The sequence below is a fragment of the Caballeronia catudaia genome, assembly GCF_001544755.2.
In the GTDB taxonomy this organism is placed as follows: Bacteria; Pseudomonadota; Gammaproteobacteria; order Burkholderiales; family Burkholderiaceae; genus Caballeronia; species Caballeronia catudaia.
In genome coordinates this window covers 142,027-167,676 of record NZ_FCOF02000002.1, presented here as the reverse complement: position 1 = coordinate 167,676, position 25,650 = coordinate 142,027, and the positions used below count along the sequence as shown (strand labels likewise).

30 protein-coding genes are annotated in these 25,650 nt (G+C 63.7%); 17 read left to right on the top strand and 13 right to left on the bottom strand.

All coding sequences use genetic code 11. The features are described 5' to 3' along the window. Positions 1-120: 120 nt before the first annotated feature. Positions 121-1,350 (top strand): argininosuccinate synthase, encoded by a 1,230-nt coding sequence (locus AWB75_RS03015; RefSeq protein WP_061122746.1) that lies wholly within the window; start codon positions 121-123, stop codon positions 1,348-1,350. A 72-nt stretch (positions 1,351-1,422) separates the two neighbouring features. Here the strand turns inward: AWB75_RS03015 and murB are convergent, their stop codons facing one another. Then, entirely contained in the window at positions 1,423-2,439 is a 1,017-nt protein-coding gene (gene murB / locus AWB75_RS03010; RefSeq protein ID WP_061122588.1) for a UDP-N-acetylmuramate dehydrogenase, read from the bottom strand. A 96-nt stretch (positions 2,440-2,535) separates the two neighbouring features. Between murB and AWB75_RS03005 the strand changes: the two genes are divergently transcribed. Continuing rightward, positions 2,536-3,021, top strand: a complete 486-nt coding sequence (locus AWB75_RS03005) for a YajQ family cyclic di-GMP-binding protein (protein WP_061122587.1) — start codon at positions 2,536-2,538, stop codon at positions 3,019-3,021. A gap of 54 nt (positions 3,022-3,075) precedes the next feature. Here AWB75_RS03005 and plsY read toward each other — a convergent pair whose 3' ends face one another. The 5 genes from plsY to queG form a co-directional block, all read right to left on the bottom strand. Beyond that, a complete protein-coding gene (gene plsY, locus AWB75_RS03000) occupies positions 3,076-3,702 on the bottom strand; it encodes a glycerol-3-phosphate 1-O-acyltransferase PlsY (protein ID WP_061122586.1) in 627 nt (208 codons plus the stop codon). 36 nt (positions 3,703-3,738) lie between these two features. Then, positions 3,739-4,230, bottom strand: coding sequence for a Cys-tRNA(Pro) deacylase (gene ybaK / locus AWB75_RS02995; RefSeq protein ID WP_061122585.1), 492 nt, complete (start codon positions 4,228-4,230; stop codon positions 3,739-3,741). Positions 4,231-4,326: 96 nt separating this feature from the next. Beyond that, complete coding sequence (xerD, locus tag AWB75_RS02990; RefSeq protein WP_061122584.1) at positions 4,327-5,256, bottom strand: site-specific tyrosine recombinase XerD; 930 nt, start codon at positions 5,254-5,256, stop codon at positions 4,327-4,329. After that, complete coding sequence (locus tag AWB75_RS02985; protein ID WP_061122583.1) at positions 5,253-5,729, bottom strand: methylated-DNA--[protein]-cysteine S-methyltransferase; 477 nt, start codon at positions 5,727-5,729, stop codon at positions 5,253-5,255. The genes xerD and AWB75_RS02985 overlap by 4 nt, the downstream gene beginning before the upstream one ends. Continuing rightward, positions 5,726-6,967: a tRNA epoxyqueuosine(34) reductase QueG gene (gene queG, locus AWB75_RS02980; RefSeq protein WP_061122582.1), complete on the bottom strand. Its 1,242-nt coding sequence runs from the start codon at positions 6,965-6,967 to the stop codon at positions 5,726-5,728. Before queG ends, AWB75_RS02985 begins: the two co-directional genes overlap by 4 nt. A gap of 18 nt (positions 6,968-6,985) precedes the next feature. Between queG and tsaE the strand changes: the two genes are divergently transcribed. Both tsaE and AWB75_RS02970 read left to right on the top strand, forming a co-directional pair. Then, complete coding sequence (tsaE, locus tag AWB75_RS02975) at positions 6,986-7,558, top strand: tRNA (adenosine(37)-N6)-threonylcarbamoyltransferase complex ATPase subunit type 1 TsaE (protein ID WP_061122581.1); 573 nt, start codon at positions 6,986-6,988, stop codon at positions 7,556-7,558. Then, positions 7,540-9,060, top strand: coding sequence for an N-acetylmuramoyl-L-alanine amidase (locus AWB75_RS02970; RefSeq protein WP_061122580.1), 1,521 nt, complete (start codon positions 7,540-7,542; stop codon positions 9,058-9,060). The genes tsaE and AWB75_RS02970 overlap by 19 nt, the downstream gene beginning before the upstream one ends. 18 nt (positions 9,061-9,078) lie before the next feature. On the opposite strand, the gene AWB75_RS02965 is transcribed toward AWB75_RS02970, so the two are convergent. Together AWB75_RS02965 and AWB75_RS02960 are read right to left on the bottom strand one after the other, a co-directional pair. Continuing rightward, positions 9,079-9,960, bottom strand: coding sequence for an EamA family transporter (locus AWB75_RS02965; RefSeq protein WP_061122745.1), 882 nt, complete (start codon positions 9,958-9,960; stop codon positions 9,079-9,081). A 158-nt stretch (positions 9,961-10,118) separates the two neighbouring features. Next, positions 10,119-10,388: a hypothetical protein gene (locus AWB75_RS02960; RefSeq protein WP_061122579.1), complete on the bottom strand. Its 270-nt coding sequence runs from the start codon at positions 10,386-10,388 to the stop codon at positions 10,119-10,121. 178 nt (positions 10,389-10,566) lie between these two features. Here AWB75_RS02960 and AWB75_RS02955 point away from each other — a divergent pair, with 178 nt between their 5' ends. After that, positions 10,567-11,466: a pirin family protein gene (locus tag AWB75_RS02955; RefSeq protein ID WP_061122578.1), complete on the top strand. Its 900-nt coding sequence runs from the start codon at positions 10,567-10,569 to the stop codon at positions 11,464-11,466. A 78-nt stretch (positions 11,467-11,544) separates the two neighbouring features. Further along, on the top strand, positions 11,545-12,393 hold the full coding sequence (gene trxA, locus AWB75_RS02950; protein WP_061122577.1) for a thioredoxin: 849 nt from the start codon (positions 11,545-11,547) through the stop codon (positions 12,391-12,393). A gap of 65 nt (positions 12,394-12,458) precedes the next feature. On the opposite strand, the gene AWB75_RS02945 is transcribed toward trxA, so the two are convergent. Further along, positions 12,459-13,298, bottom strand: coding sequence for a tRNA threonylcarbamoyladenosine dehydratase (locus AWB75_RS02945; protein WP_061122576.1), 840 nt, complete (start codon positions 13,296-13,298; stop codon positions 12,459-12,461). A 282-nt stretch (positions 13,299-13,580) separates the two neighbouring features. Between AWB75_RS02945 and pdxH the strand changes: the two genes are divergently transcribed. From pdxH to AWB75_RS02930, 3 genes are all read left to right on the top strand, one after another. Continuing rightward, positions 13,581-14,222 carry a pyridoxamine 5'-phosphate oxidase gene (pdxH, locus tag AWB75_RS02940; RefSeq protein WP_061122575.1) on the top strand — a complete coding sequence of 214 codons (642 nt, stop codon included), beginning with the start codon at positions 13,581-13,583 and terminating at the stop codon, positions 14,220-14,222. Between the two features lie 100 nt (positions 14,223-14,322). Next, complete coding sequence (locus AWB75_RS02935) at positions 14,323-15,537, top strand: SAM-dependent methyltransferase (RefSeq protein ID WP_061122574.1); 1,215 nt, start codon at positions 14,323-14,325, stop codon at positions 15,535-15,537. Beyond that, positions 15,537-16,601: a DUF72 domain-containing protein gene (locus AWB75_RS02930; RefSeq protein ID WP_407642116.1), complete on the top strand. Its 1,065-nt coding sequence runs from the start codon at positions 15,537-15,539 to the stop codon at positions 16,599-16,601. The genes AWB75_RS02935 and AWB75_RS02930 overlap by 1 nt, the downstream gene beginning before the upstream one ends. A gap of 16 nt (positions 16,602-16,617) precedes the next feature. Here AWB75_RS02930 and msrA read toward each other — a convergent pair whose 3' ends face one another. Then, on the bottom strand, positions 16,618-17,175 hold the full coding sequence (gene msrA / locus AWB75_RS02925; protein WP_061122573.1) for a peptide-methionine (S)-S-oxide reductase MsrA: 558 nt from the start codon (positions 17,173-17,175) through the stop codon (positions 16,618-16,620). 290 nt (positions 17,176-17,465) lie between these two features. Between msrA and AWB75_RS02920 the strand changes: the two genes are divergently transcribed. Further along, positions 17,466-17,978, top strand: coding sequence for a flavin reductase family protein (locus AWB75_RS02920; protein ID WP_061122572.1), 513 nt, complete (start codon positions 17,466-17,468; stop codon positions 17,976-17,978). Between the two features lies 1 nt (position 17,979). Here the strand turns inward: AWB75_RS02920 and AWB75_RS02915 are convergent, their stop codons facing one another. Further along, positions 17,980-18,483 carry an Lrp/AsnC family transcriptional regulator gene (locus AWB75_RS02915; protein ID WP_061122571.1) on the bottom strand — a complete coding sequence of 168 codons (504 nt, stop codon included), beginning with the start codon at positions 18,481-18,483 and terminating at the stop codon, positions 17,980-17,982. A gap of 133 nt (positions 18,484-18,616) precedes the next feature. Between AWB75_RS02915 and kynB the strand changes: the two genes are divergently transcribed. The 3 genes from kynB to kynA are packed head-to-tail and all read left to right on the top strand — an operon-like array spanning position 18,617 to position 21,404. After that, positions 18,617-19,243, top strand: coding sequence for an arylformamidase (kynB, locus tag AWB75_RS02910; protein ID WP_061122570.1), 627 nt, complete (start codon positions 18,617-18,619; stop codon positions 19,241-19,243). Positions 19,244-19,269: 26 nt separating this feature from the next. Then, positions 19,270-20,520, top strand: a complete 1,251-nt coding sequence (gene kynU, locus AWB75_RS02905; RefSeq protein WP_061122742.1) for a kynureninase — start codon at positions 19,270-19,272, stop codon at positions 20,518-20,520. A gap of 14 nt (positions 20,521-20,534) precedes the next feature. Beyond that, positions 20,535-21,404 carry a tryptophan 2,3-dioxygenase gene (gene kynA / locus AWB75_RS02900; RefSeq protein ID WP_061122743.1) on the top strand — a complete coding sequence of 290 codons (870 nt, stop codon included), beginning with the start codon at positions 20,535-20,537 and terminating at the stop codon, positions 21,402-21,404. 4 nt (positions 21,405-21,408) lie between these two features. Here the strand turns inward: kynA and AWB75_RS02895 are convergent, their stop codons facing one another. Beyond that, complete coding sequence (locus AWB75_RS02895) at positions 21,409-22,197, bottom strand: IclR family transcriptional regulator (protein ID WP_061122569.1); 789 nt, start codon at positions 22,195-22,197, stop codon at positions 21,409-21,411. Positions 22,198-22,331: 134 nt separating this feature from the next. On the opposite strand from AWB75_RS02895, the gene AWB75_RS02890 reads away from it, so the two are divergent. The 4 genes from AWB75_RS02890 (at position 22,332) to AWB75_RS02875 (ending at position 25,175) form a co-directional block, all read left to right on the top strand. After that, positions 22,332-23,522 carry an acyl-CoA dehydrogenase gene (locus AWB75_RS02890; protein ID WP_061122568.1) on the top strand — a complete coding sequence of 397 codons (1,191 nt, stop codon included), beginning with the start codon at positions 22,332-22,334 and terminating at the stop codon, positions 23,520-23,522. Between the two features lie 261 nt (positions 23,523-23,783). Beyond that, positions 23,784-24,086, top strand: coding sequence for a DUF883 family protein (locus tag AWB75_RS02885; protein WP_061122567.1), 303 nt, complete (start codon positions 23,784-23,786; stop codon positions 24,084-24,086). 190 nt (positions 24,087-24,276) lie between these two features. Then, positions 24,277-24,657, top strand: a complete 381-nt coding sequence (locus AWB75_RS02880; RefSeq protein WP_061122566.1) for a phage holin family protein — start codon at positions 24,277-24,279, stop codon at positions 24,655-24,657. A 20-nt stretch (positions 24,658-24,677) separates the two neighbouring features. After that, on the top strand, positions 24,678-25,175 hold the full coding sequence (locus AWB75_RS02875; protein WP_061122565.1) for a DUF3318 domain-containing protein: 498 nt from the start codon (positions 24,678-24,680) through the stop codon (positions 25,173-25,175). 10 nt (positions 25,176-25,185) lie between these two features. Here AWB75_RS02875 and AWB75_RS02870 read toward each other — a convergent pair whose 3' ends face one another. Further along, a complete protein-coding gene (locus tag AWB75_RS02870; RefSeq protein ID WP_061122741.1) occupies positions 25,186-25,650 on the bottom strand; it encodes a type IV pilin protein in 465 nt (154 codons plus the stop codon).

Below are 25,650 nucleotides of genomic sequence, written 5' to 3'. Positions count from 1 at the left end.
GGGAGCGCGGCTTTTTAATGTCAAAATAGTATTTTTTCCGCGCACTTCATGCCCGTCGCGCGCGGCGGACGCGAAGCGGCGCACAACCGCCGCACCGGCTTTTCCGCACACGAGTTCACCATGAGCGATATCAAGAAAGTCGTGCTCGCCTATTCGGGCGGTCTCGACACCTCCGTCATCCTGAAGTGGTTGCAGGACAACTACGACGCCGAAGTCGTCACCTTCACGGCCGACATCGGCCAGGGCGAGGAGCTGGAACCCGCACGCAAGAAAGCGATCCAGCTCGGCATCAAGCCGGAGAACATTTTCATCGACGATCTGCGCGAAGAGTTCGTCCGCGATTTCGTGTTCCCGATGTTCCGCGCGAACACCATCTACGAAGGCGAATATCTGCTCGGCACGTCGATCGCGCGTCCGCTGATCGCGAAGCGCCAGATCGAGATCGCGCGCGCGTCCGGCGCACAGGCCGTCTCGCACGGCGCGACCGGCAAGGGCAACGACCAGGTGCGCTTCGAGCTCGGCTATTACGCGCTGGAACCGGGCATCAAGGTCATCGCGCCGTGGCGTGAATGGGATCTGCTCTCGCGCGAAAAGCTGCTCGCGTACGCGGAAAAGGCCGGCATTCCGATCGAAATGAAGCACAAGCAAGGCGGCGCGCCCTACTCGATGGACGCGAATCTGCTGCACATCTCGTTCGAAGGCCGCCATCTGGAAGACCCGAAGGCCGAGGCCGAAGCCGAAATGTGGCGCTGGACGGTGTCGCCGGAAGAGGCGCCGGATCAGCCGGAATATCTGGACGTCGAATACGAGCACGGCGATCCCGTCGCGCTGAATGGCAAGCGCCTGTCGCCCGCGGAAATGCTGACCGAGCTGAACCGTCTCGGCGGCAAGCACGGCATCGGCCGGCTGGATCTGGTCGAGAACCGTTACGTCGGCATGAAGTCGCGCGGCTGCTATGAAACGCCGGGCGGCACGATCATGCTGAAGGCGCACCGCGGTATCGAGTCGATCACGCTCGATCGCGAAGTCGCGCACCTGAAGGACGATCTGATGGCCCGTTACGCATCGCTGATCTACAACGGCTACTGGTGGAGCCCGGAGCGCCGCGCGATCCAAGTGCTGATCGACCACACGCAAGAGAAGGTCAACGGCTGGGTGCGCGTGAAGCTCTACAAGGGCAGCGTGTCGGTTGTCGCGCGCGATTCGAAGGAAACCCTGTTCGACAAGAACATCGCGACCTTCGACGACGACGGCGGCGCCTACAACCAGGCCGACGCCGGCGGCTTCATCAAGCTGAATGCGCTGCGCATGCGGATCGCGGAGAACGCGCGTCGTCAGCGCCGAGACTGATTCTCTGGCGTTGTGACGTAAAAAAACCCGCTGGGCTTCGAAATCCAGCGGGTTTTTATTTGCGCGGCGACGTCAGAGGCAGACCGGCTCCATCTCCAGCTCGACATCGAAACGCGCGAGCACATCGCGCTTGATGGCTTCAGCGAGTTCGAGCACCTGCGCGCCCGTTGCGCCGCCGCGATTCACGAGCACGAGCGCCTGCCGGTCGTGCACCGCCGCGCCGCCGATGCCGCGCCCTTTCCAGCCGCATCGGTCGATCAGCCAGCCCGCCGCGAGCTTCACCTGCCCGTCGTGCTGCGGATACGACACGACGCCGGGTTCACGCGCTTTCAAGGTTTCGAACGCCAGCGCGCTCACGACCGGATTCTTGAAGAAGCTGCCCGCGTTGCCGAGCACGGTCCAGTCGGGCAGCTTGGCGCGCCGCACGGCGACGACGGCATCGAAAACGGCCTTCGCATCGCATTTTCCGGCGCCTTCGAGCGCGCGCGCGACATCGGCATAGTCGGCGCGCGGCGTCCACGCTTTCGGCAGCCGGAACACCACCGACGTGATCATGAAGCGCCCGCGCCCTGCCCGCTTGAAGAAGCTGTCGCGATAACCGAACGCACATGCGGCGCGATCGAAGTCCACGCGCTCGCCCGTCGCGAGCTCCACCGCGCTCAGGCGCTCGAAGCGCTCGCCCATTTCGAGGCCGTACGCGCCGATGTTCTGAATCGGCGCCGCGCCGACCGTGCCGGGAATCAGCGCCAGGTTTTCGAGGCCCGGCATGCCATGTGCGAGCGTCCAGGCGACGAAGTCGTGCCAGTTCTCGCCCGCGCCGGCTTCGACGAGCCACGCGTCGTCGTCCTCGCCGATCACGCGTTTGCCCGCGATGCCGACGATCAGCGCGACGCCGTCGAAATCGCGCGTCAGCACGACGTTGCTGCCGCCGCCGAGCACGAGTTGCGGCAGGTTCGCGATGCGCGCGTCGCGAGCGAGCGAGGCGGCCGCATCGACGGAATCGATGCGCATGGCGTGGCGGGCGCGCACGTCGAAACCGAACGTGTTATGCGGGAGGAGCGGGAAATCCGTGAGAAGCTGAAGCGACATGAGCGAGGCGCGTCGGTAAAATGACGTCAGGTTCGTGATTATAGCGATAGCGCGAGCGCGTCCAGCCGCGCTCGCCTCAATGAAGGAGAAACAGCAATGCCATCGTTTGACGTCGTCAGCGAAGCAAACATGATCGAAGTGAAGAACGCCATCGAGCAATCGAACAAGGAAATCTCGACGCGCTTCGACTTCAAGGGTTCGGATTCACGCGTCGAGCAAAAGGAGCGCGAACTCACGCTCTACGCCGACGACGATTTCAAGCTCGGCCAGGTGAAGGACGTCCTGCTGAACAAATTGGCCAAGCGCGGCGTCGACGTGCGTTTTCTCGATTACGGCAAGCAGGAGAAGATCGGCGGCGACAAACTCAAGCAGGTCGTCACGGTCAAGAAAGGCGTCTCGGGCGATCTGGCGAAGAAGATCGTCAAGATCGTGAAGGACAGCAAGATCAAGGTGCAGGCGAGCATTCAGGGCGACGCGGTGCGCGTGCAAGGCACGAAGCGCGACGACCTGCAGGGCGCCATTGCGCTGCTCAAGAAGGAAGTCACGGACACGCCGCTCGACTTCAACAACTTCCGCGACTGAGCTTTTCCTGTTTCGACAAAGCCGTTCCGTCTCGCACCGGAACGGCTTTTTTATTTACTCGACCGCTTTCTTCTTCTCGCCGATGCGGCTTTCCTTGCCCGCGAGCAGTTTCGAGATATTGGCGCGATGCCGCCAGATGAGCAGCAAACTCATCGCGAGAACGGCGAGCGAGATGCGGCCCGGCCCGAATAGAAAGACCTGAAAGAACGGCGCGAACACGGCCGCGACGAGCGCCGCCAGCGACGAATAGCGGAAGAAGAACGCGATGATGAGCCACGTGAGCAGCGTCGCGATGCCGAGCGCCGGATGGATCGCGAGCAGCACGCCCGCCGCCGTCGCGACGCCCTTGCCACCCTGGAACCTGAAGAAGACCGGGTACAAATGCCCGAGGAACACGGCGATGGCCGCGAGCGCGGTCGCGGTATTGACGCCCGTCTGATCCCATCCGAAGCTCGCGCCGAAATGCGCGACGATCCACACGGGCAGCCAGCCCTTGAATGCATCGCCGATGAGTGTGAGGATCGCGGCTTTCTTGTTGCCGGTGCGCAGCACGTTGGTCGCGCCGGGATTGCCCGAGCCGTACGAGCGGGGATCGGCCAGGCCCATCGCGTGACTCACGACGACGGCGAATGAAATCGAGCCGATCAGATAGGACACGACGGCGACGATCAGAAAAATCATGGTGTCTTGTAGGTTGTGGCGAGAGCGGAAGGCATTCTAATCGACGCTCGCGCACTGTACGGGCGTAGCAATGAGCAGTTCGGTGAGCACCGACGGTTTCAGGCTCACGAGATAGCCGCGCCGCCCACCGTTCAGATAGATCAGGTCGAGATCGAGAATGCTCGACTCGACGTACACCGGCATGGCTTTCTTCGTTCCAAACGGCGACGTTCCGCCGACGAGAAAGCCCGAGTGCCGGTTCGCGACGTCCGGTTTGCACGGCTCGATGCGCTTCGCGCCCGTCTGCCGCGCGAGGTTCTTGGTGGATACGGTGCGGTCGCCGTGCATCAGCACGATGAGCGGCTTCGCGTGCTCGTCTTCCATCACCAGCGTCTTGACGACGCTATGCTCGTCCACGCCGAGCTGCCGCGCGGATTCCTCCGTGCCGCCGTGCTCGACATAGTCGTAAGGATGCTCGCCGAAATCGACCTTATGACGACGCAGGAATTGCGTCGCGGGCGTTTCGGAGACGTGTTTGGTTTTCGACATGGACGCATTGTAGCGGCGCGTTCAGCGCCTCACCATCGGCCATCCGGACGAGTGTGCAACGGCGCGCCGCCGTGGCACGATCGTTCGCGAATGAAGCTACCCCCGCGGATGATGCTCGCGATGCAGCTTGTGCAGACGCTCGCGCGCAACGTGCGTGTAAATCTGCGTCGTCGAGATGTCCGAATGGCCGAGCAGCAACTGCACGACGCGCAGGTCCGCGCCGTGATTGAGAAGATGCGTCGCGAACGCGTGACGCAGCGTGTGCGGTGACAGCGGCGCATGCACGCCGCCGTTGAACGCATGACGCTTGATGATGTTCCAGAACTGCTGACGCGTCATGCCGTCGCCGCGCGAAGTGACGAAGAGCGCATCGGCGGCGCGCGCGCCGAGCAGCGCCGGGCGCGACTCGCGCAAGTAGCGGTCGAGCCAGTCATGCGCCGTCTCGCCGAACGGAATCAGGCGCTCTTTCGAGCCCTTGCCCATCACGCGCACGACGCCTTCGTTGAGACCGAGCTCGACCGTCTTCAGCGTGACGAGCTCGGTGACGCGCAGGCCGCTCGCATACATCAGTTCGAGCATCGTGCGGTCGCGCAGCCCGAGCGGCGTGTCGATGTCAGGCGCGCCGAGCAGCGCTTCGACTTGCGCTTCGTTGAGCGTCGATGGAAAGCGCGGCGGTTGCTTGGCCGAGCGCAGCTTGAGCGTCGGATCGGCGGTGACGCGATGCTCGCGCAACGCCCACGCGTAGTAGCGTCGGAAGACGGACAAGCGGCGGTTCGCGGAGGTCGCCTTGTCGCCGCTTCGCAAAGCTGCGTACGCGGTCAGATCGACTTCCGTCGCCGTGTCGAGCGATGCGCCGCGCGTTTTGCCGAGCCACTCCGCGAAGAGCTTTAGATCGCGCCGATACGCTTCGAGCGAGTTCTTCGCAAGCCCGTGTTCGAGCCAGAGCGCGTCGCAAAAGAAATCGATCGCGTCATGGCTCGCGACGAATCCGGGCGTCTGTATGTCTTCAGTCGTTGCACTCATCATGCGATCGATACACCTTCGTGCGCCAGCAGCCAGCGCTTCACGTTGCGATAAAACCCTTCGCCGGGATGATGCGCGAAACCGCCGATCCCGCCCGACGCCACTACCCGATGGCACGGTATCACGATCGGCAGCGGATTGGAGCCGCACGCCTGCCCGACCGCGCGCGGCACGCTGCCGATCTCGCGCGCGAGCTGGCCGTATGTCCATACGTGCCCTGCGCCGATGCTGGAAATACCGCGCCACACGCGCTGCTGAAACGCGGTGCCACACGTTGCGAGCGGCAGGTCGAAACGTATCGACGGTTGCTCGAAATACGCACGGATCTGCGCGGCGGCGTCTATCACGAGCGGCTTTTCAGGCGCGATGCTGTCGACATCGGCGGGCAGATAGACGATCTCGCGCACGCACGCTTCATCGGCGCGAATGCCGACCTTGCCGAACGGCGCTTCGATGACCGCATCGAACGGATTCATTTGCGACTCCCTTGCGCGAGCGCCCAGTGCACATGCTCGCGAACCAGCGCCGACGGATCGTCCGCGCGTGCTTCCAATGCTTCGGTGACAGCCTTGCGTTCGACCGTATCGAGCGTGGAAGAACGCAACGCATTGCCCATCGCGACCGCGATATTGCGCAGCCAGCGCTCGTGCCCGATGCGCCGGATCGCGCTGCCCTGCATGCGTATATCGAAGTCGCCGGCGCTCCACGCAAACAGCTCGACGAGCGTCGCGCGATCGAGCCCGTGCCGCACGTCGAAATCCGCGACGGGCGCGGCCTGCGCGAACTTGTTCCACGGACACACGAGCTGGCAGTCATCGCAGCCGTACACGCGATTGCCGATCAGCGGCCGCATCTCTTCGGGGATGCTGCCGTGCAGTTCGATCGTCAGATACGAGATGCAGCGCCGCGCGTCGACCCGATACGGCGCGACGATCGCGCCCGTCGGACACGCGCCGATGCAGCGCGCGCACTGCCCGCAATGCGCGCCGTCCTCTTCGGGATGCGGATCGAAAGGCAGCGGCACGTCGACGTAAATCTCGCCGAGAAAGAACAGCGAACCGGCGTCGCGATCGAGCAGCAGCGTGTGCTTGCCGCGCCAGCCGTTGCCCGCTTTCTGCGCGAGCGCGACCTCCAGCACCGGCGCGGAATCCGTGAACGCGCGATGGCCGAACGGCCCGATCTCGCCCTCGATGCGCTCGGCCAGTTGCTGCAGACGATTGCGCATGACCTTGTGATAATCGCGGCCGCGCGCGTAGATGGACACGACCGCTTCGGATGGCTTCGACAAACGCGACCATTCGATCGCGCGCCAGTCGTTCTTCTGACCATCGGCTGTCGCGACACTTTCATCGCCTATTTTGCCGAGCGTTTCTGCCGGCAGATAGGCCATGCGAGCCGTGATGACGCGTCGCGTGCCGGCCACAAGCTCGGCCGGTCTTGCGCGTTTCATCCCATGTTTGGCCATATAATCCATTTCGCCGTGATAGCCTGCTTCCAGCCAGTCATTCAGGCCTTTCTCGGCATCCGACAGGTCGATATCGCTGATACCGACCGCACCGAATCCCAGCTCGCGCCCCCACACCCTGATGCGTTGCGCGAGCGCCGCCAGCGCGTTTTCATCGAGATCGAATACGCGAGACTCTGAGGCGGACTCAGCGGCGGCGTCGCTGGACGCGGTCGTGATTTCAACGGAATGTTCCGGCAATCGGTTCATCACGACATTTTACGAGCAATGCCCGAAAGCCCATCACGAACGACGCAAGACTTATCCGCCGCGCTTCTCGAACGACGTTTCGAACTGCGCGACGAAGCCGCGACGCTCGCTTTCGGTGAACGCTTCGCGCGCGCCATCGACGCCACGCGCAAGCACGCATCCATCGCTTCATCTGAACGTTTTCACGGTCTGCAAGTCCAGTTGATCGGGGATCTGGGCGCGGGCAAGACCACGCTCGTGCGCGCCACGCTGCGCGCGCTCGGTCACGTTGGCCGGGTGAAGAGCCCGACTTACACGCTCGTCGAGCCGTATTCGCTCGTCATCGAAAGCGGTCCGCTCGACGTTTATCACTTCGATCTCTATCGCTTCGCCGATCCGGCCGAATGGGCCGATGCCGGCTTTCGCGAATATTTCGATGCAGGCGCGGTGTGCCTCGTCGAGTGGCCACAACAGGCGGGCGGCCTGCTCGGCGTGCCGGACCTCGTATTTGCGCTTTCTCTGCCAGACGAAGGAATATCGAACGAAGAAGGCCGCGTGCTGACCGCGCGGGCGTTTAGCGAAACAGGAAAGTCATGTCTCGAAAGATGTTGATCAAGCCGTTTGCGTCGATCGAAGCGAGTGCGAGCGCGCCGCATAACTGGCGCCGCCGCCAGGTGTTGCGCGCGGGCGCGTCGACGCTCGTGCTCGCGCTCGCCGGACCGAAGCTCGCGCGTGCGAGCAGCGTGCTCGGCGTGCGGGTGTGGCCGGCGCGCGATTACACCCGCGTGACGATCGAATCGGACCAGCCGCTGCAGAACGCCAATCAGTTGTTGCAGGGACCGGACCGGCTCGTCGTCGATCTTTCGGGCATCGATCTCGATCAGGCGCTGCGCGATCTCGTCTCGAAGATCGCGCCGAACGATCCGCAGATTCAATCGGTGCGCATCGGGCAGTATCAGCCGCATGTCGTGCGCATGGTGTTCGACCTCAAGGGCTCGGTGAAGCCGCAGGTGTTCACGCTGGGGCCGATCGGCAGCTATAAATATCGGCTCGTGTTCGACCTGTATCCGGCCGTCGCGCCCGATCCGCTGATGGATCTGCTCGCGCAGACCGAGCGCAAGCAGGAAGCGCTCGACCGCGCGAATCCCGCATTTTCAAACTCGACATCGACGCCGCCGCCCGCGACGCTCTCCGGTCCGACGACCGCGCAGAAGCCATCCACGCCCGATTCCACCGACGATTTCTTCCAGAAGTACGCGCAAAGCGACACTTCAGCCGACAGCGCGGCCGCACCGAAGCCTTCGGTGAAACCGCAGCGCGTGCCGACGCCGCCGCCCGTCATCGCGAAGAAGGACGACAACGAAGACCAGTACACGTTCTCCGCGCCCAAGCAGTCGGGCACGACGCGCCTGCTGACCGTGGCGATCGATCCGGGTCACGGCGGCGAGGACCCCGGCGCGATCGGCGGACAGGGCACGTACGAGAAGCACATCGCGCTCGACATCGCGAAAAAGCTGCGCGCGAAGATCGACGCCCAGCCGAACATGCGCGCGATGATGACCCGCGACGCCGACTTCTTCGTGCCGCTCAACGTGCGCGTGCAGAAGGCGCAGCGCGTCTCGGCGGATCTGTTCGTGTCGATTCACGCGGACGCCTTCACCTCGCCCGATGCGCGCGGCTCGTCGGTGTTCGCCTTGTCGGAGCACGGCGCGTCGAGCGCGGCCGCACGCTGGATGGCGGCCAAGGAGAACGCGTCGGATCAGGTCGGCGGCATCAACGTGAAGTCGCAGGATGCGAGCGTCAACCGCGCGCTCTTCGATATGTCGACGACCGCGCAAATCCGCGATTCGATGCGCTATGGCAGCTTCGTGCTGAACGAGATCGGCGGCATCAACAAGCTGCACAAAGGCTCGGTCGAACAGGCGGGATTCGCCGTGCTGAAGGCGCCGGACATTCCTTCGATCCTCGTGGAGACGGCGTTCATCAGCAATCCGGACGAGGAAGCGCGCCTGAACGACGAAGCCTATCGCGACAAGATGGCCAGCGCGATCATGAAAGGCATCAAGCGATACTTCGCGGCGAATCCGCCGCTCGCGAAGAGCCGCATGACGTAAGGCGCGAGAACGGCCCGGTCAGCGTGTCGTCGGCAGAATGCGCTGAGCGAGCCGCGCGCCGAAGACGTTCACTACGAGCCCCGCCATCACGAGCGCCGCGCCCGCGACCTGCGCGGCGTTCAATCCCTCGTCGAGAAACACCGCCGCCGACGCGAGCCCGACCACCGGGACGAGCAGCGAAAACGGCGCGACGCTGCCCGCCGGATAGCGCGCGAGCAACTTTCCCCACAGGCTATAACCGACGATCGTCGCGACGAACGCGAGATAGAGAATCGCGAGCACCGACACGAGCGGAATGTGCGCGAGGCTCGCTTCGATCCGCGCCGGGCCTTCGAAGATCAGCGACAGCGCGAGAAACGGCAGCGGCGGAATGAGGCTGCCCCACACGACGAGCGAAAGCAGATCGACCTTGCCCATGCGCTTCGTCACGACATTGCCGAGCGCCCACATCGACGCCGCCGCGAGCGTGAAGAGAAAGCCGGTGACGGTCATCGCCTGCCCGCCGCGCACGCCGATGAGCGCGAGCCCCGCCGCCGCGATCAACAGTCCGGCGACATTCACCGCGCGGATCCGCTCGCCGAGGAACATCGCCGCGAACATGAGCGTGAAAAACGCCTGCGCCTGCAGAACGAGCGACGCGAGCCCGGCCGGCATGCCGACGTACATGCCGTAGAACAGCAACGCGAACTGGCCGAGGGAAATCGTGAGGCTGTAGGCGAACAGCCAGCGCAGCGGTATCTGCGGGCGCTTGACGAAGATCACCGGCACGGCGGCGAGCGCGAAGCGCAGCGCGCCGAGCAGCATCGGCGGCACACCATGCAATCCCAGCTTGATGACGACGAAATTCACGCCCCACGCGAGAATCACGACTGTTGCGATCAGCAAATCTTTTGGCGACATCGCCATTCCCCTCGTGTCTTGCGCGTCGTTGACGAGCCGGAAAGTGTAACGGAGGGCGGCGCGGCAGGCTTGTCGAATGCTGTGTCGATGCGCGCACACGCAAAAAGGCGCTCGCGCCGATCAAACGGCACGAGCGCCTCGCGGCGCGAAAGCGACGCTTACTTGCTCTGACCGCCCTCCGCGGCCGGATCGTTGCCGGTCGTCGCATCGGGCGTCTTCTTGCCCGCCGACGGATGCGCGGTGTGCTTGCGCGGCTTCTTGTGCTTCATCGTGGTCGAGCCGGACGCATCGCCCTGCGTCGCGGTCGATGTGTCGCCGCCCATCGCCGCCGACGAATTGCCCGACGAGGTCTGCGCGAACGCGCCCGTCGCTGCGGTAGCGGTGAAAAGGCCCGCGGTAATGGCCATCAACAGCTTGTTCTTGCTCATGTTTTCAATCTCCCATCAAGGTTGCACAGGTTGCGCGACGCTGCACGCATGCTAAAAAGCGCGGCGACGTAAAAGACGAAGGCTGTGGTGGCACGTCTGCGCCACACGGCATCGGCCGGTAGAATCGACGGAATCCGGTGCGCCATTCCGGCGTCCGATCTTTCCCTCGGAACCCGCCATGCCCTCGACGATCCGCGCACTCCTCAAGCCTCACCAGCACGACGTCGGCGGCCTCATGGTGCGTCGGGTGCTGCCCGCACTCGCGGCGCGCACCGTCGGACCCTTCATCTTTTTCGACCACATCGGTCCCGCAACGCTCGTGCCCGGCAAGGGACTCGACGTGCGTCCGCATCCGCATATCGGGCTTGCGACGGTTACCTATCTGTTCGACGGCGCGATCATGCATCGCGACAGCGTCGGCTCGGTGCAGAAGATCGTGCCCGGCGACGTCAACTGGATGACCGCGGGCCGCGGCATCGTCCATTCCGAACGCACGCCCGATGAAGAGCGCGCATCCGGCCAGACGATGCACGGCATCCAGACGTGGGTCGCCATGCCGGTCGCGAGCGAGGAGATCGAGCCGGCGTTCGAGCATCACGCGGCGGCCGCGCTGCCGCAGATCGAGCGCGATGGCGTCACGCTGCGCGTGATCGCGGGCACGGCGTTCGGCGCAAAAGCCCCGACGCGCACGTTCTCACCGACGCTCTACGTCGCCGCGCAGTTCACGGCCGGCAGTGCGATCGCGCTCGATACCGAGCACGAGGAACGCGGCGTCTATCTCGTGAGCGGCGATCTCGCGATCGACGGCGAGGCTCTGCCAGAACAACAGATGGCCGTGCTCGAACCGGGCGCGGACGTGATGCTGCAAAGCGCGAACGGCGCCGTTGCGATGCTGCTCGGCGGCGCGCCGCTCGACGGCCCGCGCTTCATCGAATGGAACTTCGTGTCGAGTTCGCGCGAGAAGATCGACGCCGCGAAGATCGCATGGAGCGAGCAGCGCATGGGGCACGTGCCCGGCGAAACCGAATTCATCCCGCTGCCGCCGCAGCGCCGTGAGAATCGCGCGCCCGAAGCTTGAGGCGCGCGCCAGCGCTTGAGAGTTGCGCGGATCGTCCCTATCTCTTAGGAACCGACCGCAAGAATTAGGAGAAAACGCATGGATACGACCCTCGCCACCTTCGAGAACGACGTCATCAACGCGTCGATGCTCGCGCCCGTTCTGGTCGATTTCTGGGCGCCCTGGTGCGGCCCCTGCAAGACGCTAGGCCCGATGCTGGAGCGGCTCGAAGCGGAAGCCGCGGGCAAGTGGAAGCTCGTGAAGGTGAACGTCGACGAAAATCAGGAACTCGCCGCGCATTTTCAGGTGCGCAGCATTCCGCACGTTGTCGCGTTCGCGGATGGCCGGCCGGTCGATCAGTTCATCGGCGTATTGCCGGAAGGCCAGTTGCGCGAATTTCTCGACCGGCTCGTACCCGACGGCGCCGATGCCGAGCGCCGCACGGCGCAAGCCGCGTGGGCCGCGGGCAAGCGCAAGGAAGCGATCGACACGATCAAGGCCGCGCTCGCGCTCGATCCCGGCTGGGACGATGCGCGTCTCGACCTGATCGAATGGCTGATCGCGGAACGCCGCATCGACGAAGCGAAGGAAGAGGACAAGCTGCTGTCGCCGAAAACGAAGCAGGGCATCGATGCGCGCTACAACGCGCTGAAAACCGAGCTCGACGCCGCCGATGCAGCCGCCGATCTTCCGCCCGCCGACGCGCTGATCGACGCGGTCAACGCGAATCCCGACGATCTGGACGCGCGCTTCGCGCTCGCCAACCGCCTGATTGCGGGACGCGATTACGACGGCGCGCTGGAGCATCTGCTCGCGATCGTCACGCGCGACCGCGCCTTCATGGACGACGTCGGCCGCAAGACGATGCTGTCGGTGTTCGACCTCGCCGCAAGTCAGCCGGATCTCGTATCGAAGTGGCGGCGCAGGCTGAGCGCGGCGATGAACTGATCCGTGCTTTCAGATCGATACGGCCAGCCTTCCAGAGCTGGCCGTATTGCTTTCAGGCGGCGCTCTCAGGCAGCACTTTTTGCCAGCGCTCGCAACACATGCGCGGCCGCCGCGAAACCGAAGCTCGCCGTCACGCACACGCTCGATCCAAACCCCGCGCAATTGAGCCCTACCGGCCCTGCGTAACCCGCGCCGGTTTCGAGATGTTCTGCGCCTTCGCTGATATCGCACGCGGCGGCTTCGGGATAGATCAGCGGCTCGTCCGAATACACCGCGCTCACCTTGAAGCGCGCCTTGGGCCCGCGCGGAAAGCCATGCAGCTTGCGCAACTGGCCGCGCACCTTCGACAGCAGCGGGTCCTGAATCGTGAGCGCGAGATCGTCAATGCGGATGCGCGTCGGATCGAGCTGCCCGCCCGCGCCGCCGACGGTGATGAGCGCCTGCTTGCGCGCGACGCACCACGCGATCAGCGCGGTTTTCGTACGCACGCTGTCGATCGCATCGACGACGTAATCGAAGCCGCTGCCAAGCGTCGCGTCGAAGTTGCCAGGCTCAACGAAGTCCTCGATCTGCCGCACGTCGCAGGCCGGGTCGATCAGCCTGATGCGCTCGGCCATCGCGGTGACTTTCGCCTTGCCGTAATTGCCGTCGAGCGCGTGAATCTGCCGGTTGGTGTTGCTTTCCGCGACGTTGTCGAGATCGATCAGCGTCAGCGTGCCGACCGCGCTGCGCGCGAGCGCCTCGGCAACCCACGAGCCCACGCCGCCGATGCCGATCACCGCGATATGCGCCCTTTCGAACGCGGCGAGCGCGGGCGCGCCGTACAGACGCGCGATGCCGCCGAAGCGGCGTTCACGGTCGGCGTCATCGGGAGGCGGTACGGTGGTGCTGGATGAAACGTTCATGTCGTGCGTCGATAAAACCGGAGTTGTTGAAAGCAAACCAAAAGCCATGAAATACCGCGCGCCTTGCGCTGCGTCAATCAGCGCTTACAGCGGGCTGTCGGTCTGGAAACTTACGTGCCCGATCATGCAAAATTCGAACGAATTGCGTATTCTGCCTTATCGAAACCCTGAACGTGATAGCCCCAAACGCCGTGCTCGGCGGCGCGTACCGCGTTAAGGGTAATCAGGGCAAGATCGTTTCTCCTTGGCTATACTGACCGCGACTGTAGCGCTTGCATAAAAATGACCACCCTAGCAGACCTTCGTAAAAATTATTCGCGCGGCGCGCTCGATGCCGCCGATGTCGATCCGGACCCGGTGCAACAGTTTCATACGTGGTTCGCGCAGGCGCTCGATGCGAAGCTGCCCGAACCCAACGCGATGACCCTGGCGACCGTCGATGCGCAAGGGCGTCCGTCTGCGCGCATCGTGCTCATCAAGGGCGTCGATGAGCGCGGATTCGTTTTCTTCACCAATTACGAAAGCCGCAAGGGCCGCGAACTCGCCGCCAATTCCGCGGCGAGCCTGCTGTTCCACTGGATCGAACTCGAGCGCCAGGTGCGCATCGAGGGCCGCGTCGAAAAGACGAGCGATGCGGAGAGCGACGCGTATTACGCATCGCGGCCGCTCGGTTCGCGTATCGGCGCGTGGGCATCCGACCAGAGTCAGCCGCTCGCAAGCCGTGAGACGCTGGAAGCGCGCGAGCGCGAGATGGTCGCCAAATATGGCGACGCGCCGCCGCGCCCACCGCATTGGGGCGGTTATCGCGTCGTGCCGGATTGCATCGAATTCTGGCAGGGACGCCCGTCGAGGCTGCACGACCGCATCGTCTATACGCGTGACGACGCGGGCGGTCCGTGGCGAATCATAAGACTCGCGCCGTGAAGTAAAACGAGCGCGAGCGCTGGCAACACCGAGATCGCAACGGCAACGAACATGAAGGCGCGAGCCTTCCCTTGATTTTCTTTAGCGCGGAGAAACAAGCATGTTCTGGGAGAAGAAGCTGACGCAGTGGGTTCAGGAAGTCCGCGACCGGGCCAACGTGCCCGCGCGGCTCGTGCTGTGGGATGGCCAGCAGCACGATTTCGGACAGTTCGCAGCGCCGCAGGTGACACTGCACGTCAAGAGCGCGACCGCGCTGCCCTATCTGCTGGAACCGAGTCTCGACAATCTCGGCGAAGCCTACGTGAAGGGCAAGATCGATATCGAGGGCAAGCTCTCCGACATCATCAACGTCAGCTATTCGCTTGCGAAGAGCACGGTGACGAGCGCGAGCAAACTCGCCCGCGTGCGACGCTACTTCAATCACTCGAAGTCGTCGGACAAGAAGGCCATTGAGTACCACTACGATGTGTCGAACGAGTTCTATCAACTCTGGCTCGACAAGAACATGGTGTATTCGTGCGCGTACTTCGAGAACGGCGACGAAGACATCGACACCGCGCAGCTCAAGAAGATCGACCACATTCTCACGAAGATCCAGGTTCAGCCGGGGCACCGCCTGCTGGATATCGGCTGCGGCTGGGGGGCGCTCGTCATCCGCGCGGCGCAGAAGTTCGGCGCGCAGTGCGTGGGCGTCACGCTCTCCGAGAACCAGTTCAGGCTCGCGACCGAGCGCGTGAAGGCCGCCGGCCTCGAAGACAGAGTCGAGATTCGCCTGCAGGACTATCGCGACATTCCGGGGCAGTTCGACCGCATCACGAGCGTGGGCATGTTCGAGCATGTCGGGCGCAAGAATCTGCCGGGTTATTTCGCGAAGATGCGCGATCTCCTCGCCGATGACGGCGTCGCGTTGAATCACGGCATCACGTCTTCCGACGCGGACAGCGGCGAAACCTCGCTCGGCGGCGGCGAGTTCATCGACCGGTATGTGTTCCCCGATGGCGAGCTGCCGCACATCGGCCTCGCGCTCGAAAGCATGCAGCGCGGCGGGCTGGAGGCGATCGACATCGAAAGCCTGCGGCGGCATTACGCGCATACGCTCGGGATCTGGGCTGAGCGGTTCGAGCAACACGCCGAAGAAGCGAAGAAGCTCGTCGATGACGAGCATTTCCGCATCTGGCGCGTGTATCTGGCGGGCTGCGCGTATGCGTTCGAAAACGACGACGTGTCGATCTATCAGGTGGTCTGCCGCAAGGCGGGACGCAGCGCGACGACGTTGCCGTGGTCGCGGCGGTATATCTACGAGAAGGCGCTCTGATTCCATCGCCCGACTCTTCCGAGGCCGAACAGAGCGATTTGTTCGGCGAACCGCCCGCTCTCGCCGAAGCCGCGAAGCCGGCGAAGCAACCAAAGCCGCGCGGCGTCCTGCCCGCGCCTTCGCAGCCCGAGCTCGAAACGCTCGCAACGCGCCTTCCCCGCACGGTCCGGCTCGGCACGTCGACGTGGTCGTTTCCCGGCTGGCGCGGCATCGTCTACGGCGACGAGTATTCGAACGCCAAACTTTCGCGCGACGGTCTCACCGCTTACGGCGCGCATCCGCTTCTGAAAACCGTGTCGATCGACCGCTCGTTCTACGCGCCGTTGCCGCTCGCGGAATATGCGCGCTACGCGTCGCAGGTGCCGGAGCATTTCCGCTTCATCGTGAAGGCGCCCGCTTCCGTCACCGATGCCTTCGTGCGTGGCGAGCGCGGCGCGCCGGACGCGGAGAACCCGGCGTTCCTGAACGCGCAGATCGCCATCGACGAGTTCGTGACGCCTTGCGTCGGCGGTCTCGGCGCGAAAGCGGGCGCGCTCGTGTTCCAGTTCTCGCCGCTGCCCGATGCGATGGTCGTCGAACCGGCGCGCTTCATCGACCGACTGTCCGCATTCCTGAGCGCGCTGCCGCCGCTCGAAGGCGAGTCGTGCTATGGGGTCGAAATCCGCGACGCCGTGATGCTCACGCCGCGCTTCATCCGCGCTTTGCGCGATGCGAATGTGCGCTATTGCATCGGCGTGCACGCGCGCATGCCGGACGTGCGCCGTCAGGCGAAGGCGCTCGCAATGCTCGATGAGGAAAAGATGGGACCGCTCGTCGTGCGCTGGAGTCTGCACAGCGGCTTTCGCTATGAACAGGCAAAGGCGAAGTACGAGCCGTTCGACAAGATCGTCGATGAAGATATCGAGACCCGCGAAGCGCTCGCCGAGCTTGCCGCGCGCTATGCGATCGCGGGCCAGCCGGTGGTGATCGCGGCGAACAACAAGGCGGAAGGCTCCGCGCCTCTCACGTGCATCGCGCTCGCGCGCGGCATCGCTGAAAACTGCGAGCGCGCGCGAGGAAATTAAAAGCGCTGGAAACGCATCACGCCTTCAGCCGATGCACGAACTTCTTGCGGAACTTCGCGACCTTCGGCCCGACGACCGCCGCGCAATAGCCCTGATTCGGATGCTGCGCGAAGTAGTTCTGGTGATATGCCTCGGCGGGATAGTAGTCGTTATCAAGCGGCACGACTTGCGTGACGATCTTGCCGCCGTAGATATCCTCGCGCTGCAATTCGTCGATGACTTCGAGCGCCGTCTTGCGCTGCTCGTCGGAATGCGTGAACACGGCCGAGCGATACTGTGTGCCGACATCGTTCCCCTGCCGGTTGAGCTGCGTCGGATCGTGCGTCGCGAAGAAAATCTCGAGCACCTCGCGATAGCTGATGACCGAGGGATCGAATACGACCTTCACCACTTCGGCGTGACCGGTATCGCCTTCACAGACCTGCTCGTAGGAAGGATCGACGACCTTGCCGCCCGCATAGCCCGATTCGACCGACTCCACGCCCTGCACCGCGAGAAACACGGCTTCGGTACACCAGAAACATCCACCGCCGAGCGTCGCGGTTTCGAATTTCTCCTGGCCAGTTTGAGTCATAAGGCGCAACTCCTCGTCAAGTGCTTGCGGCCACGCCGCGGATCATGCATATGGATGCGCGCATCGATTTTTTCAATTTCCGCGACGCGCACGCGATGAATCCGAGCTTACTGGGTTTGGCCGACTCGCGCCGAAGCCCTCTCGATTGCTGGTGAATTGCTGGCGTTTGGCGGCTACCGGCAGCCGATTCCGATAGAATCGAAACTAATTTCCCGCTTTTACATGACTTCTGAAAAGGTCCTTCCGACTGAAGCGCGACGCGCGGCCGGCTCGGTAGCACACTCTGCCAAATGAAACGCGCCAAATCCCCGAACTTCGATCCCACCGCGTTTCGCGCCGCGCTCGGCCAGTTTGCGACCGGCGTCACGGTCATCACGACGCGCACCGAATCCGGCCAGCTCATCGGCATCACCGCGAGTTCGTTCAATTCGGTGTCGCTGAATCCGCCGCTCGTGCTCTGGAGTCTCGCGACGAAATCTGCGTCGATGCCGGTTTTTCGTGCAAATAGTCATTACGTGGTGAACGTGCTGGCGTCGTCGCAACTAGAATTGTGCAAGCGTTTCGCGACCGTGAAGGGCGACCGCTTCGCCGGCGTCTCGCACGCGGCGGGCGATACCGGCATGCCCGTGCTCGACGGCGCGCTCGCATGGTTCGAATGCCACAACCGCAGCCGCTACGACGAAGGCGATCACGTGATCTTCGTCGGTGAAGTGGAACGCTGCGGCGTGCGCGAAGACGCGAGCGACGTCGCGCCGCTCGTCTTCCAGGCCGGCGCCTTTCACACGCTCCGACCGCTCGAATGACTTACGCGATGTGGCCGCGCCCCGGCTGCTCGATCAGCGCGACGGGTACGCCCGCATCGTCTTTCATCGTCTGAAGCACGATGTTCGAGCGGATGTCGATGACGCCGGGCGCCTTGTACAGCTTCGAGAGAATGAAATCCGAATAGTGCTTGAGGTTGTGCGCGAGCACCCGCAGCACGTAGTGCGTGTCGCCCGTGACGACAAACGCGCCGACCACTTCCGGCCATTCGCGCACGGCGGCGGCGAACTTCTCGTGCCAGTTTTCCTGGTCGTTGCGCATCGAGACGTGGACGAACGCCTCAAGTTCGATGCCGAGCCGCTCGCGGTCGAGGCACGCGCGATAGCTCGCGATCACCCCTTCCTCTTCCAGCAGCCTCATCCGGCGCAAGCACGCCGACGGCGAGAGCGAAATGCGCTCCGCCAGGTCCAGGTTGCTGATCCGTCCATCTTCCTGCAGTACCGCCAGAATTCGGCAATCTGTTGCATCGAGCGTGAAGCCGGTCATTTTTGAGTCCCCTAGCCCGTTTCATCGAATTATGTTCTAAGCGCGACAGTTTTGGGTGGTTATTTCGCAAGCACTTTTCGAGATGACACGACTATGATTTGACGCATCTCCACGCTTTCTGCTAGGGCGCGTCATGACACTTTTCGACATTTCACCGCCGATTGATACCGCGACGCCCGTCTGGCCCGGCGACACGCGCGTCGGCATCGAGCGGGTGTGGCGCATGGAGGCGGGCTCGCCCGTCAACGTCGCGCGGCTCACGCTCTCGCCGCACACGGGCGCGCACGCCGACGCGCCGCTTCACTACGACGAGCACGGCGCGCCGATCGGCGAAGTCGCGCTCGATACGTACCTCGGTGCGTGCCGCGTCGTGCATTGCATCGGCGCGTCGCCGCTCGTGACGCCCGCGCACATCGCTGATTTTCTCTGCGACGCGCCTGCGCGCATCCTGCTGCGCACTTACACGAACGCGCCGCTCGACGCGTGGGACAGCAACTTCACGGCGGTCGCGCCTGAAACCATCGACTTGCTGGCGGAAAAAGGCGTGAAGCTCATCGGCATCGATACGCCGTCGCTCGACCCGCAACACTCGAAAACGATGGACGCGCACCGACGCATCCGCGCGCACGGCATGGCGATTCTCGAAGGTCTCGTGCTCGATGCCGTCGCACCCGGCGATTACGAGCTGATCGCGCTGCCGCTGAAATTCTCGACGCTCGATGCGAGCCCGGTTCGCGCCGTCCTGCGTCCGCTTTCCTGACGATCTCCAACTATATGGACTTTTCGATGAAACATCGTGACGAAGCCGTGTCGCTCGACCGCGACGATGCCCTGCGCGCGCTGCGCGACCAGTTCGCGCTCGCGGACGGCGTGATCTATCTCGACGGCAATTCTCTCGGCGTGCCGCCGAAGGCCGCCGCCGCGCGTGCCGCCCACGTGATCGCCGCCGAATGGGGCGAAGGCCTGATCCGAAGCTGGAACACGGCGGGCTGGTTCGCGCTGCCGAAACGCCTCGGCAACAAGCTTGGCTCCTTGATCGGCGCGGGAGAGGATGAAGTCGTCGTCACCGACACGATCTCCGCGAACCTCTTCAAGATTCTGTCGGCGGCGCTCAAGCTCGCGAACGAGCGCGATCCGAAGCGCCGCGTGATCGTCTCCGAACGTTCGAACTTTCCGACCGATCTGTACATCGCGCAGGGCTTGATCGAGCAACTGGATCGCGGCTACGAGCTGCGTCTCGTCGACGATCCGTCCGAGTTGCAAACCGCCATCGACGAAACCACCGCGATCGCGATGATCACGCACGTCAACTATCGCACCGGCTACATGCACGACATGGCCGCGCTCACGCAGACGATTCATCGCGCGGGCGCGCTCGCCGTCTGGGATCTCGCGCATTCGGCGGGCGCGGTGCAGGTCGATCTCAACGGCGTCGGTGCGGATTACGCGGTCGGCTGCACGTACAAGTATCTGAACGGCGGTCCGGGCTCGCCCGCGTTCGTGTGGGTGCCGAAGCGTCACCAGAATGCGTTCTCGCAGCCGCTCTCGGGCTGGTGGGGCCACAAGAAACCGTTCGAGATGGACCCGGTGTATCGTCCGGACGACGGCGTCGGGCGCTTTCTCTGCGGCACGCAGCCGATCGTGTCGATGTCGCTCGTCGAATGCGGCCTCGACGTTTTCCTGCAAACCGACATGCAGTCGCTGCGCCGGAAGTCGCTGGCGTTGGGCGATCTGTTCATCAAGCTGGTCGAAGCGCGTTGCGGCGAATTCCCGCTCTCGCTCGCGACGCCGCGCGATCATGCGCAGCGCGGCTCGCAGGTGAGCTTCGAGCATCCGCACGGCTATGAGGTGATGCAGGCGCTGATCGCGCGCGGCGTGATCGGCGATTATCGCGAGCCGCGCATTCTGCGCTTCGGCTTCACGCCGCTCTATACACGCTTCGCCGATGTATGGGACGCCGTCGAAATCCTGCGCGACGTGCTCGCGACCGAAAGCTGGCGCGCGCCCGAATTCGCCGAACGCGCATCGGTGACCTGAGAGGAATGTCGATCATGAGCAATACGCAAGGCTGCCCTTTCGGCCACGGCGCGAACATCGAAGAGAAAGACTGGCACGGCGCCAAGCTCGATTTCTCCGATTCGATGAGCTACGGCGATTATCTCGGCCTCGACTCGATCCTCAACGCGCAGCATCCTCTGTCGCCGGATCACAACGAGATGCTGTTCATCGTGCAGCATCAGACGAGCGAGCTATGGATGAAGCTCGCGCTCTACGAACTGCGCGCGGCGCTCGGGGCGGTGCATCGTGACGAACTGCCGCCCGCGTTCAAGATGCTCGCGCGCGTGTCGCGCATCTTCGAGCAACTCGTGCAGGCGTGGAGCGTCCTCGCGACGATGACGCCCTCGGAGTACACCGCGATGCGGCCGTATCTCGGGCAATCGTCGGGATTTCAGTCGCATCAGTATCGGCAGATCGAGTTCATGCTCGGCAACAAGAACGAGCAGATGCTGAAGCCGCACGCGCACCGGCCGGAGATTCTCGAACAGGTGCGCGAGACGCTCGAAGCGCCCTCTTTCTACGACGAAGTGATTCGTCTGCTCGCGCGCCGCGGTTTCGATATCGACCCGCAGCGGCTCGACCGCGACTGGACGCAGCCGACGACGCACGATCCATCCGTCGAAGCGGCGTGGCTCGCGGTGTATCGCGATCCGTCGCAACACTGGGATCTGTACGAAATGGCGGAAGAGCTCGTCGATCTGGAAGACGCGTTCCGTCAATGGCGCTTCCGGCACGTGACGACGGTGGAGCGCATCATCGGCTTCAAGGGCGGCACGGGCGGCACGGCGGGCGCGTCGTATTTGCGCAAGATGCTCGATGTCGTGCTGTTTCCGGAGCTCTGGCACGTTCGCACCGTGCTCTGAAGTTTTACGCGAGACGTGCGGCGAGCGCCTTCAGCTTCGGCCCGATGGTCTCGCGAAAGTAAGCCTCGCCCATCGACGACGCCGGCCCGCTGCTCGACAGCACGAGCCAGCGTCCGTTGCGCAGATCGCGGAACGGCGCGGCGATGGCGTTGACGTCGTCGTGCCATTCGCGGAACGAGTAGCAGCAGCCGTCGCGCTTGAAGTCTTCGATGGCGCGCCGTGCCGCGTCCACCTGCGACGCGTCTTCGGTCTTTGCCAGCTCGTCCAGAAGCGCGTCGCGGGCCGCGGGTTCCTGCACGGCGAGATACGCGCGTCCCATCGAGCTCGTGAGCATCGACAGACGCGAGCCGGGCGCGAGCCCGAGCGTCAGCGCCGTCTCGCTGCGAATGGTTTCGAGATAAATCATGTCGAGCCCGTCGCGGCAGCCGAGCGATACCGCCGCGCCGATCTCCCGCGCCAGCGAGCGCATGTGCGGACGCGCGAGCTCCAGCGTGTCCGCGCCCGCTAGTAATGTGAAGCCGAGCGACAGCACGCCGGTGTCGAGGGCGTATTTGCCCGCAGGTTCGTCGAAGCGCAAATAGCCGAGCGTCGTCAGCGTGTAGGCGAGACGATTGACCGTCGCCTTGGGCAAGCCCGTCCGGTCGACGAAATCGCGATTGCCGAGCAGCGTCTCGCCGGGACGGAACGCGCGCAGCAGGTCGAGCCCACGCGCGAGCGCGACCACGAACTTGCGCTCGTCGATGTCCTCCGACGATACGTGACGCGCGGAATTTCGGTTGGATTCGATCGGCATCGGATGATAGACTCAGGACTGATTTGCAAAACATTGTTTCGCTTAGCGGAACTCATGTCAAGCGCCCCGCGCGCCGGCCGATTACGCAATCCGATCCGCGCACGGCGCTTCACGATGAAATCAGGAGATAGCACATGGCCGACGCCGCCCGTTTCAACTGGGAAGATCCGCTCTTGCTGGATCAGCAGCTCACCGAAGACGAGCGCATGGTGCGCGACGCCGCGCGCGCCTACGCGCAGGACAAGCTGCAGCCGCGCGTGATGCAGGCGTTTCGCGATGAAAAGACCGATCCGGCGATCTTCCGCGAAATGGGCGAACTCGGCCTGCTCGGGCCGACGATCCCCGAGCAATACGGCGGTCCCGGCCTGAACTATGTTTGCTATGGCTTGATCGCGCGCGAAGTCGAGCGCGTGGACTCGGGCTATCGGTCGATGATGTCGGTGCAGTCGTCGCTCGTCATGGTTCCGATCAACACCTTCGGCAGCGACGCGCAGAAAGAAAAGTATCTGCCGAAGCTCGCGCGCGGCGAATGGATCGGCTGCTTTGGCCTGACCGAGCCGAACGCCGGCTCCGATCCGGCCAGCATGACGACGCGCGCGAAGAAGGTGCAGAACGGCTTCTCGCTGTCCGGCACGAAGATGTGGATTTCGAACTCGCCGATCGCGGACGTGTTCGTCGTCTGGGCGAAGCTGGAGGAAGACGGCAAGGACGAGATTCGCGGCTTCATCCTCGAGAAAGGCTGGAAGGGCCTTTCCGCGCCCGCGATTCACGGCAAGGTGGGCCTGCGCGCATCGATCACCGGCGAAATCGTGATGGACGAAGTGTTCGTCCCCGAAGAAAACATTCTTCCCGACGTGCGCGGTCTCAAAGGTCCGTTCACTTGCCTCAACTCGGCGCGCTACGGCATTTCATGGGGCGCGCTCGGCGCCGCCGAAGCCTGCTGGCACACGGCGCGGCAATACACGCTGGATCGCAAGCAATTCGGCCGGCCGCTGGCGGCGAACCAGCTGATTCAGAAGAAGCTCGCCGACATGCAGACCGAAATCACGCTCGGGCTTCAAGGCGTGCTGCGTCTCGGCCGCATGAAGGACGAGGGCACGGCGGCCGTCGAGATCACGTCGATCATGAAACGCAACTCGTGCGGCAAGGCGCTCGACATCGCACGGCTCGCGCGTGACATGCTCGGCGGCAACGGTATCTCCGACGAGTTCGGCGTCGCGCGTCATCTGGTGAATCTCGAAGTGGTGAACACGTACGAAGGCACGCACGATATTCACGCGCTGATTCTCGGGCGCGCGCAGACGGGCATTCAGGCGTTTTTCTGAACAAGCTTCATTAAACCGAAAGGGCCGGCACATGTGCCGGCCCTTTGTTCTTGTAACTTTCGATGCGCGCCTGAAACTTTTACGGGTCAGATCGAATCAATCCGCAACGATGTCGACGCAATGACGAGGCATCGCGCCGTCGCAAGGGTTCCCGCGGCTGGAACGGAAACTGCGACAGTCGGCGTTGCATGACTTAAGCTTCCTCGTCGGCGGTCCCATCTTTGGTTACCATTCGCGTAGCCTTACCGATTGGAGCCTTTAATGTCAGAAATCAATAAGGAGCGATTCATGTCGGATATCAAAACCGTTCTCGCTGACGCCGAAGACCTTCTGAAGCAAGCGGCTACCGCCACCGGCGAACGCGCTTCCGAACTGCGCGAAACCGCGCTCACGCGTCTCAAGCAAGCGAAAGAAAAAGCAGCGGACGCGCAGGTCGTCGTGGTCGAACGCGGCAAGAAAGCGGCGCGTGCCACCGACGACTATGTGCATGAGCATCCGTGGGCGTCCATCGGCATCGCGGCTGGCATCGGCATGGTCATCGGCCTGTTGATCAATCGCAAGTAATCGGCCTATTTCGGCCGTTCCTCAGTCGATGGCCCGCAGATTGCTAAGCTGCATGCTGTCGCGGTCCCCGTTGGACTGAACCGCGAGCGCCTGCCCGGGCGCGCGGCTCGACACTCGCACCGGCCGGCTGCCTCGCGCGCCGACCGGAATCATAAAAAGGCGGCACCAACGCGCCTCTCGCATTCAAGCCATGACGACAGAACGGCCACTGCAGCAATCGTCTCCCGGACCGCTGCGACGAATTTTGAGTTCCGCCTTCGCCATCTTCGAGACGCGCCTTGAACTCATCGGCATCGAGTTGCAGGAGGAGAAAGAGCGGCTCATCGGCGTGCTTTTCCTCGGGCTCGCCGCCATGATGCTCGCGATGATGGCGCTCATCTCGCTCACCGTGCTCATCGCCATCTTCTTCTGGGACACGTACCGCTGGCAGGCGCTCGGCGGCATCACGGTGCTGTATGCGCTGATCGCAATAGCCTGCGGCCTGCGTGCGCGCAGCAACCTGCGCGACGCGCCGAACATGTTCGACGAGACGCTCGACGAATTCCGCAAAGACCGCGATACGTTCCGCTAATCTCCGCGCGCACTCTACCCATGAGCCAACACGACACTTTCAGAACGCCCAAACGCGACAAGACGCAGAAGCTGCGTACGCCGCACATGCGCGCGCTGCGCAAGGAATTGCTGATTGCGCGCGCGGATGTCGAGCGCATGGAACTGCGGCAAGCCACGTACGACCTGCGCGCGTCGGTCACGCATTTCAGCTTCCTGCGCTTCCTGATGCCGGGCGGCGGCGGATCGCGCCGCTGGGGCAAGCGCCGCGCGTCGCCGGGCGGTATCGGCGGCATGCTCGGCGCGCTGCTCGGTTCAGGGAACATGGGCATGCTGCTCAAGCAGTATCCGATCATCGGTTCGGTCGCCTCGCTCATGCTCACCAAGCCGGTGCGAACAAAGCTGCTGCGCAGCGCGAAGCCCGTGCTCAAGTGGGGCGGTCTCGCGCTCGCCGGATGGGAAGGCTGGCGCATCTATCAGCAGATGAAGTCGGCCGCGCCCGAAACATCCAACGACGCCGTCGATCCCACAGTGTTCTGACGCCGGCATTTCAGCCCCTCCCCGTCCAGCAGGCCGCCGACTGCGCCGCATCGAGCGGCGTGCCGGAGCCTGCCGGATGATTCCAGCGCAGCCCGGTCGCGTCGATGACGAACGCGCCGCATGCGTCGTCTTCCATCGCGCCGCGGACGACGGGCGTCGCTTCGATCGCGTAGCCGCCATTCGTCGGCGATTCTGGCTGTACCGCGATGCGATATACCGCCGTTCCATTCGAAGGCGCCTGGTCGAGACCGGCGACAAGCGCGACGCCCTCGCCGCTTTCCGATGTCTGCGCGAGACGCGCCGTTTCGACAAACTGCACCGCGCGCATCAGCGCAGAGGCCGCATCGAACCGATGCGCCTTCACCACGTGCGTTCGATACATCGGTACCGCGAATGCCGCGATGATCGCTGCGACGCCGAGCGTGATCATCAATTCCAGCAGGCTGAAGGCTCTTTCCTTGTTGCGCTCGTTCAT

Bases quoted from the DNA above. Each gene is read 5' to 3' on its own strand.
- AWB75_RS02890 (WP_061122568.1), top strand. From the start codon at position 22,332: ATGGCCGACGCCGCCCGTTTCAACTGGGAAGATCCGCTCTTGCTGGAT.
- AWB75_RS02965 (WP_061122745.1), bottom strand. From the start codon at position 9,960: ATGTCGCCAAAAGATTTGCTGATCGCAACAGTCGTGATTCTCGCGTGG.
- xerD (WP_061122584.1), bottom strand. From the start codon at position 5,256: ATGATGAGTGCAACGACTGAAGACATACAGACGCCCGGATTCGTCGCG.
- AWB75_RS02935 (WP_061122574.1), top strand. From the start codon at position 14,323: ATGTTCTGGGAGAAGAAGCTGACGCAGTGGGTTCAGGAAGTCCGCGAC.
- kynA (WP_061122743.1), top strand. From the start codon at position 20,535: ATGAGCAATACGCAAGGCTGCCCTTTCGGCCACGGCGCGAACATCGAA.
- AWB75_RS02955 (WP_061122578.1), top strand. From the start codon at position 10,567: ATGCCCTCGACGATCCGCGCACTCCTCAAGCCTCACCAGCACGACGTC.
- AWB75_RS02970 (WP_061122580.1), top strand. From the start codon at position 7,540: ATGTCTCGAAAGATGTTGATCAAGCCGTTTGCGTCGATCGAAGCGAGT.
- AWB75_RS02895 (WP_061122569.1), bottom strand. From the start codon at position 22,197: ATGCCGATCGAATCCAACCGAAATTCCGCGCGTCACGTATCGTCGGAG.
- kynB (WP_061122570.1), top strand. From the start codon at position 18,617: ATGACACTTTTCGACATTTCACCGCCGATTGATACCGCGACGCCCGTC.
- AWB75_RS03005 (WP_061122587.1), top strand. From the start codon at position 2,536: ATGCCATCGTTTGACGTCGTCAGCGAAGCAAACATGATCGAAGTGAAG.
- AWB75_RS02960 (WP_061122579.1), bottom strand. From the start codon at position 10,388: ATGAGCAAGAACAAGCTGTTGATGGCCATTACCGCGGGCCTTTTCACC.
- queG (WP_061122582.1), bottom strand. From the start codon at position 6,967: ATGAACCGATTGCCGGAACATTCCGTTGAAATCACGACCGCGTCCAGC.
- trxA (WP_061122577.1), top strand. From the start codon at position 11,545: ATGGATACGACCCTCGCCACCTTCGAGAACGACGTCATCAACGCGTCG.
- pdxH (WP_061122575.1), top strand. From the start codon at position 13,581: ATGACCACCCTAGCAGACCTTCGTAAAAATTATTCGCGCGGCGCGCTC.
- AWB75_RS02915 (WP_061122571.1), bottom strand. From the start codon at position 18,483: ATGACCGGCTTCACGCTCGATGCAACAGATTGCCGAATTCTGGCGGTA.
- AWB75_RS02885 (WP_061122567.1), top strand. From the start codon at position 23,784: ATGTCAGAAATCAATAAGGAGCGATTCATGTCGGATATCAAAACCGTT.
- kynU (WP_061122742.1), top strand. From the start codon at position 19,270: ATGAAACATCGTGACGAAGCCGTGTCGCTCGACCGCGACGATGCCCTG.
- AWB75_RS02985 (WP_061122583.1), bottom strand. From the start codon at position 5,729: ATGAATCCGTTCGATGCGGTCATCGAAGCGCCGTTCGGCAAGGTCGGC.
- AWB75_RS03015 (WP_061122746.1), top strand. From the start codon at position 121: ATGAGCGATATCAAGAAAGTCGTGCTCGCCTATTCGGGCGGTCTCGAC.
- AWB75_RS02945 (WP_061122576.1), bottom strand. From the start codon at position 13,298: ATGAACGTTTCATCCAGCACCACCGTACCGCCTCCCGATGACGCCGAC.
- AWB75_RS02880 (WP_061122566.1), top strand. From the start codon at position 24,277: ATGACGACAGAACGGCCACTGCAGCAATCGTCTCCCGGACCGCTGCGA.
- ybaK (WP_061122585.1), bottom strand. From the start codon at position 4,230: ATGTCGAAAACCAAACACGTCTCCGAAACGCCCGCGACGCAATTCCTG.
- AWB75_RS02875 (WP_061122565.1), top strand. From the start codon at position 24,678: ATGAGCCAACACGACACTTTCAGAACGCCCAAACGCGACAAGACGCAG.
- plsY (WP_061122586.1), bottom strand. From the start codon at position 3,702: ATGATTTTTCTGATCGTCGCCGTCGTGTCCTATCTGATCGGCTCGATT.
- tsaE (WP_061122581.1), top strand. From the start codon at position 6,986: ATGCCCGAAAGCCCATCACGAACGACGCAAGACTTATCCGCCGCGCTT.
- murB (WP_061122588.1), bottom strand. From the start codon at position 2,439: ATGTCGCTTCAGCTTCTCACGGATTTCCCGCTCCTCCCGCATAACACG.
- AWB75_RS02870 (WP_061122741.1), bottom strand. From the start codon at position 25,650: ATGAACGAGCGCAACAAGGAAAGAGCCTTCAGCCTGCTGGAATTGATG.
- AWB75_RS02920 (WP_061122572.1), top strand. From the start codon at position 17,466: ATGAAACGCGCCAAATCCCCGAACTTCGATCCCACCGCGTTTCGCGCC.
- msrA (WP_061122573.1), bottom strand. From the start codon at position 17,175: ATGACTCAAACTGGCCAGGAGAAATTCGAAACCGCGACGCTCGGCGGT.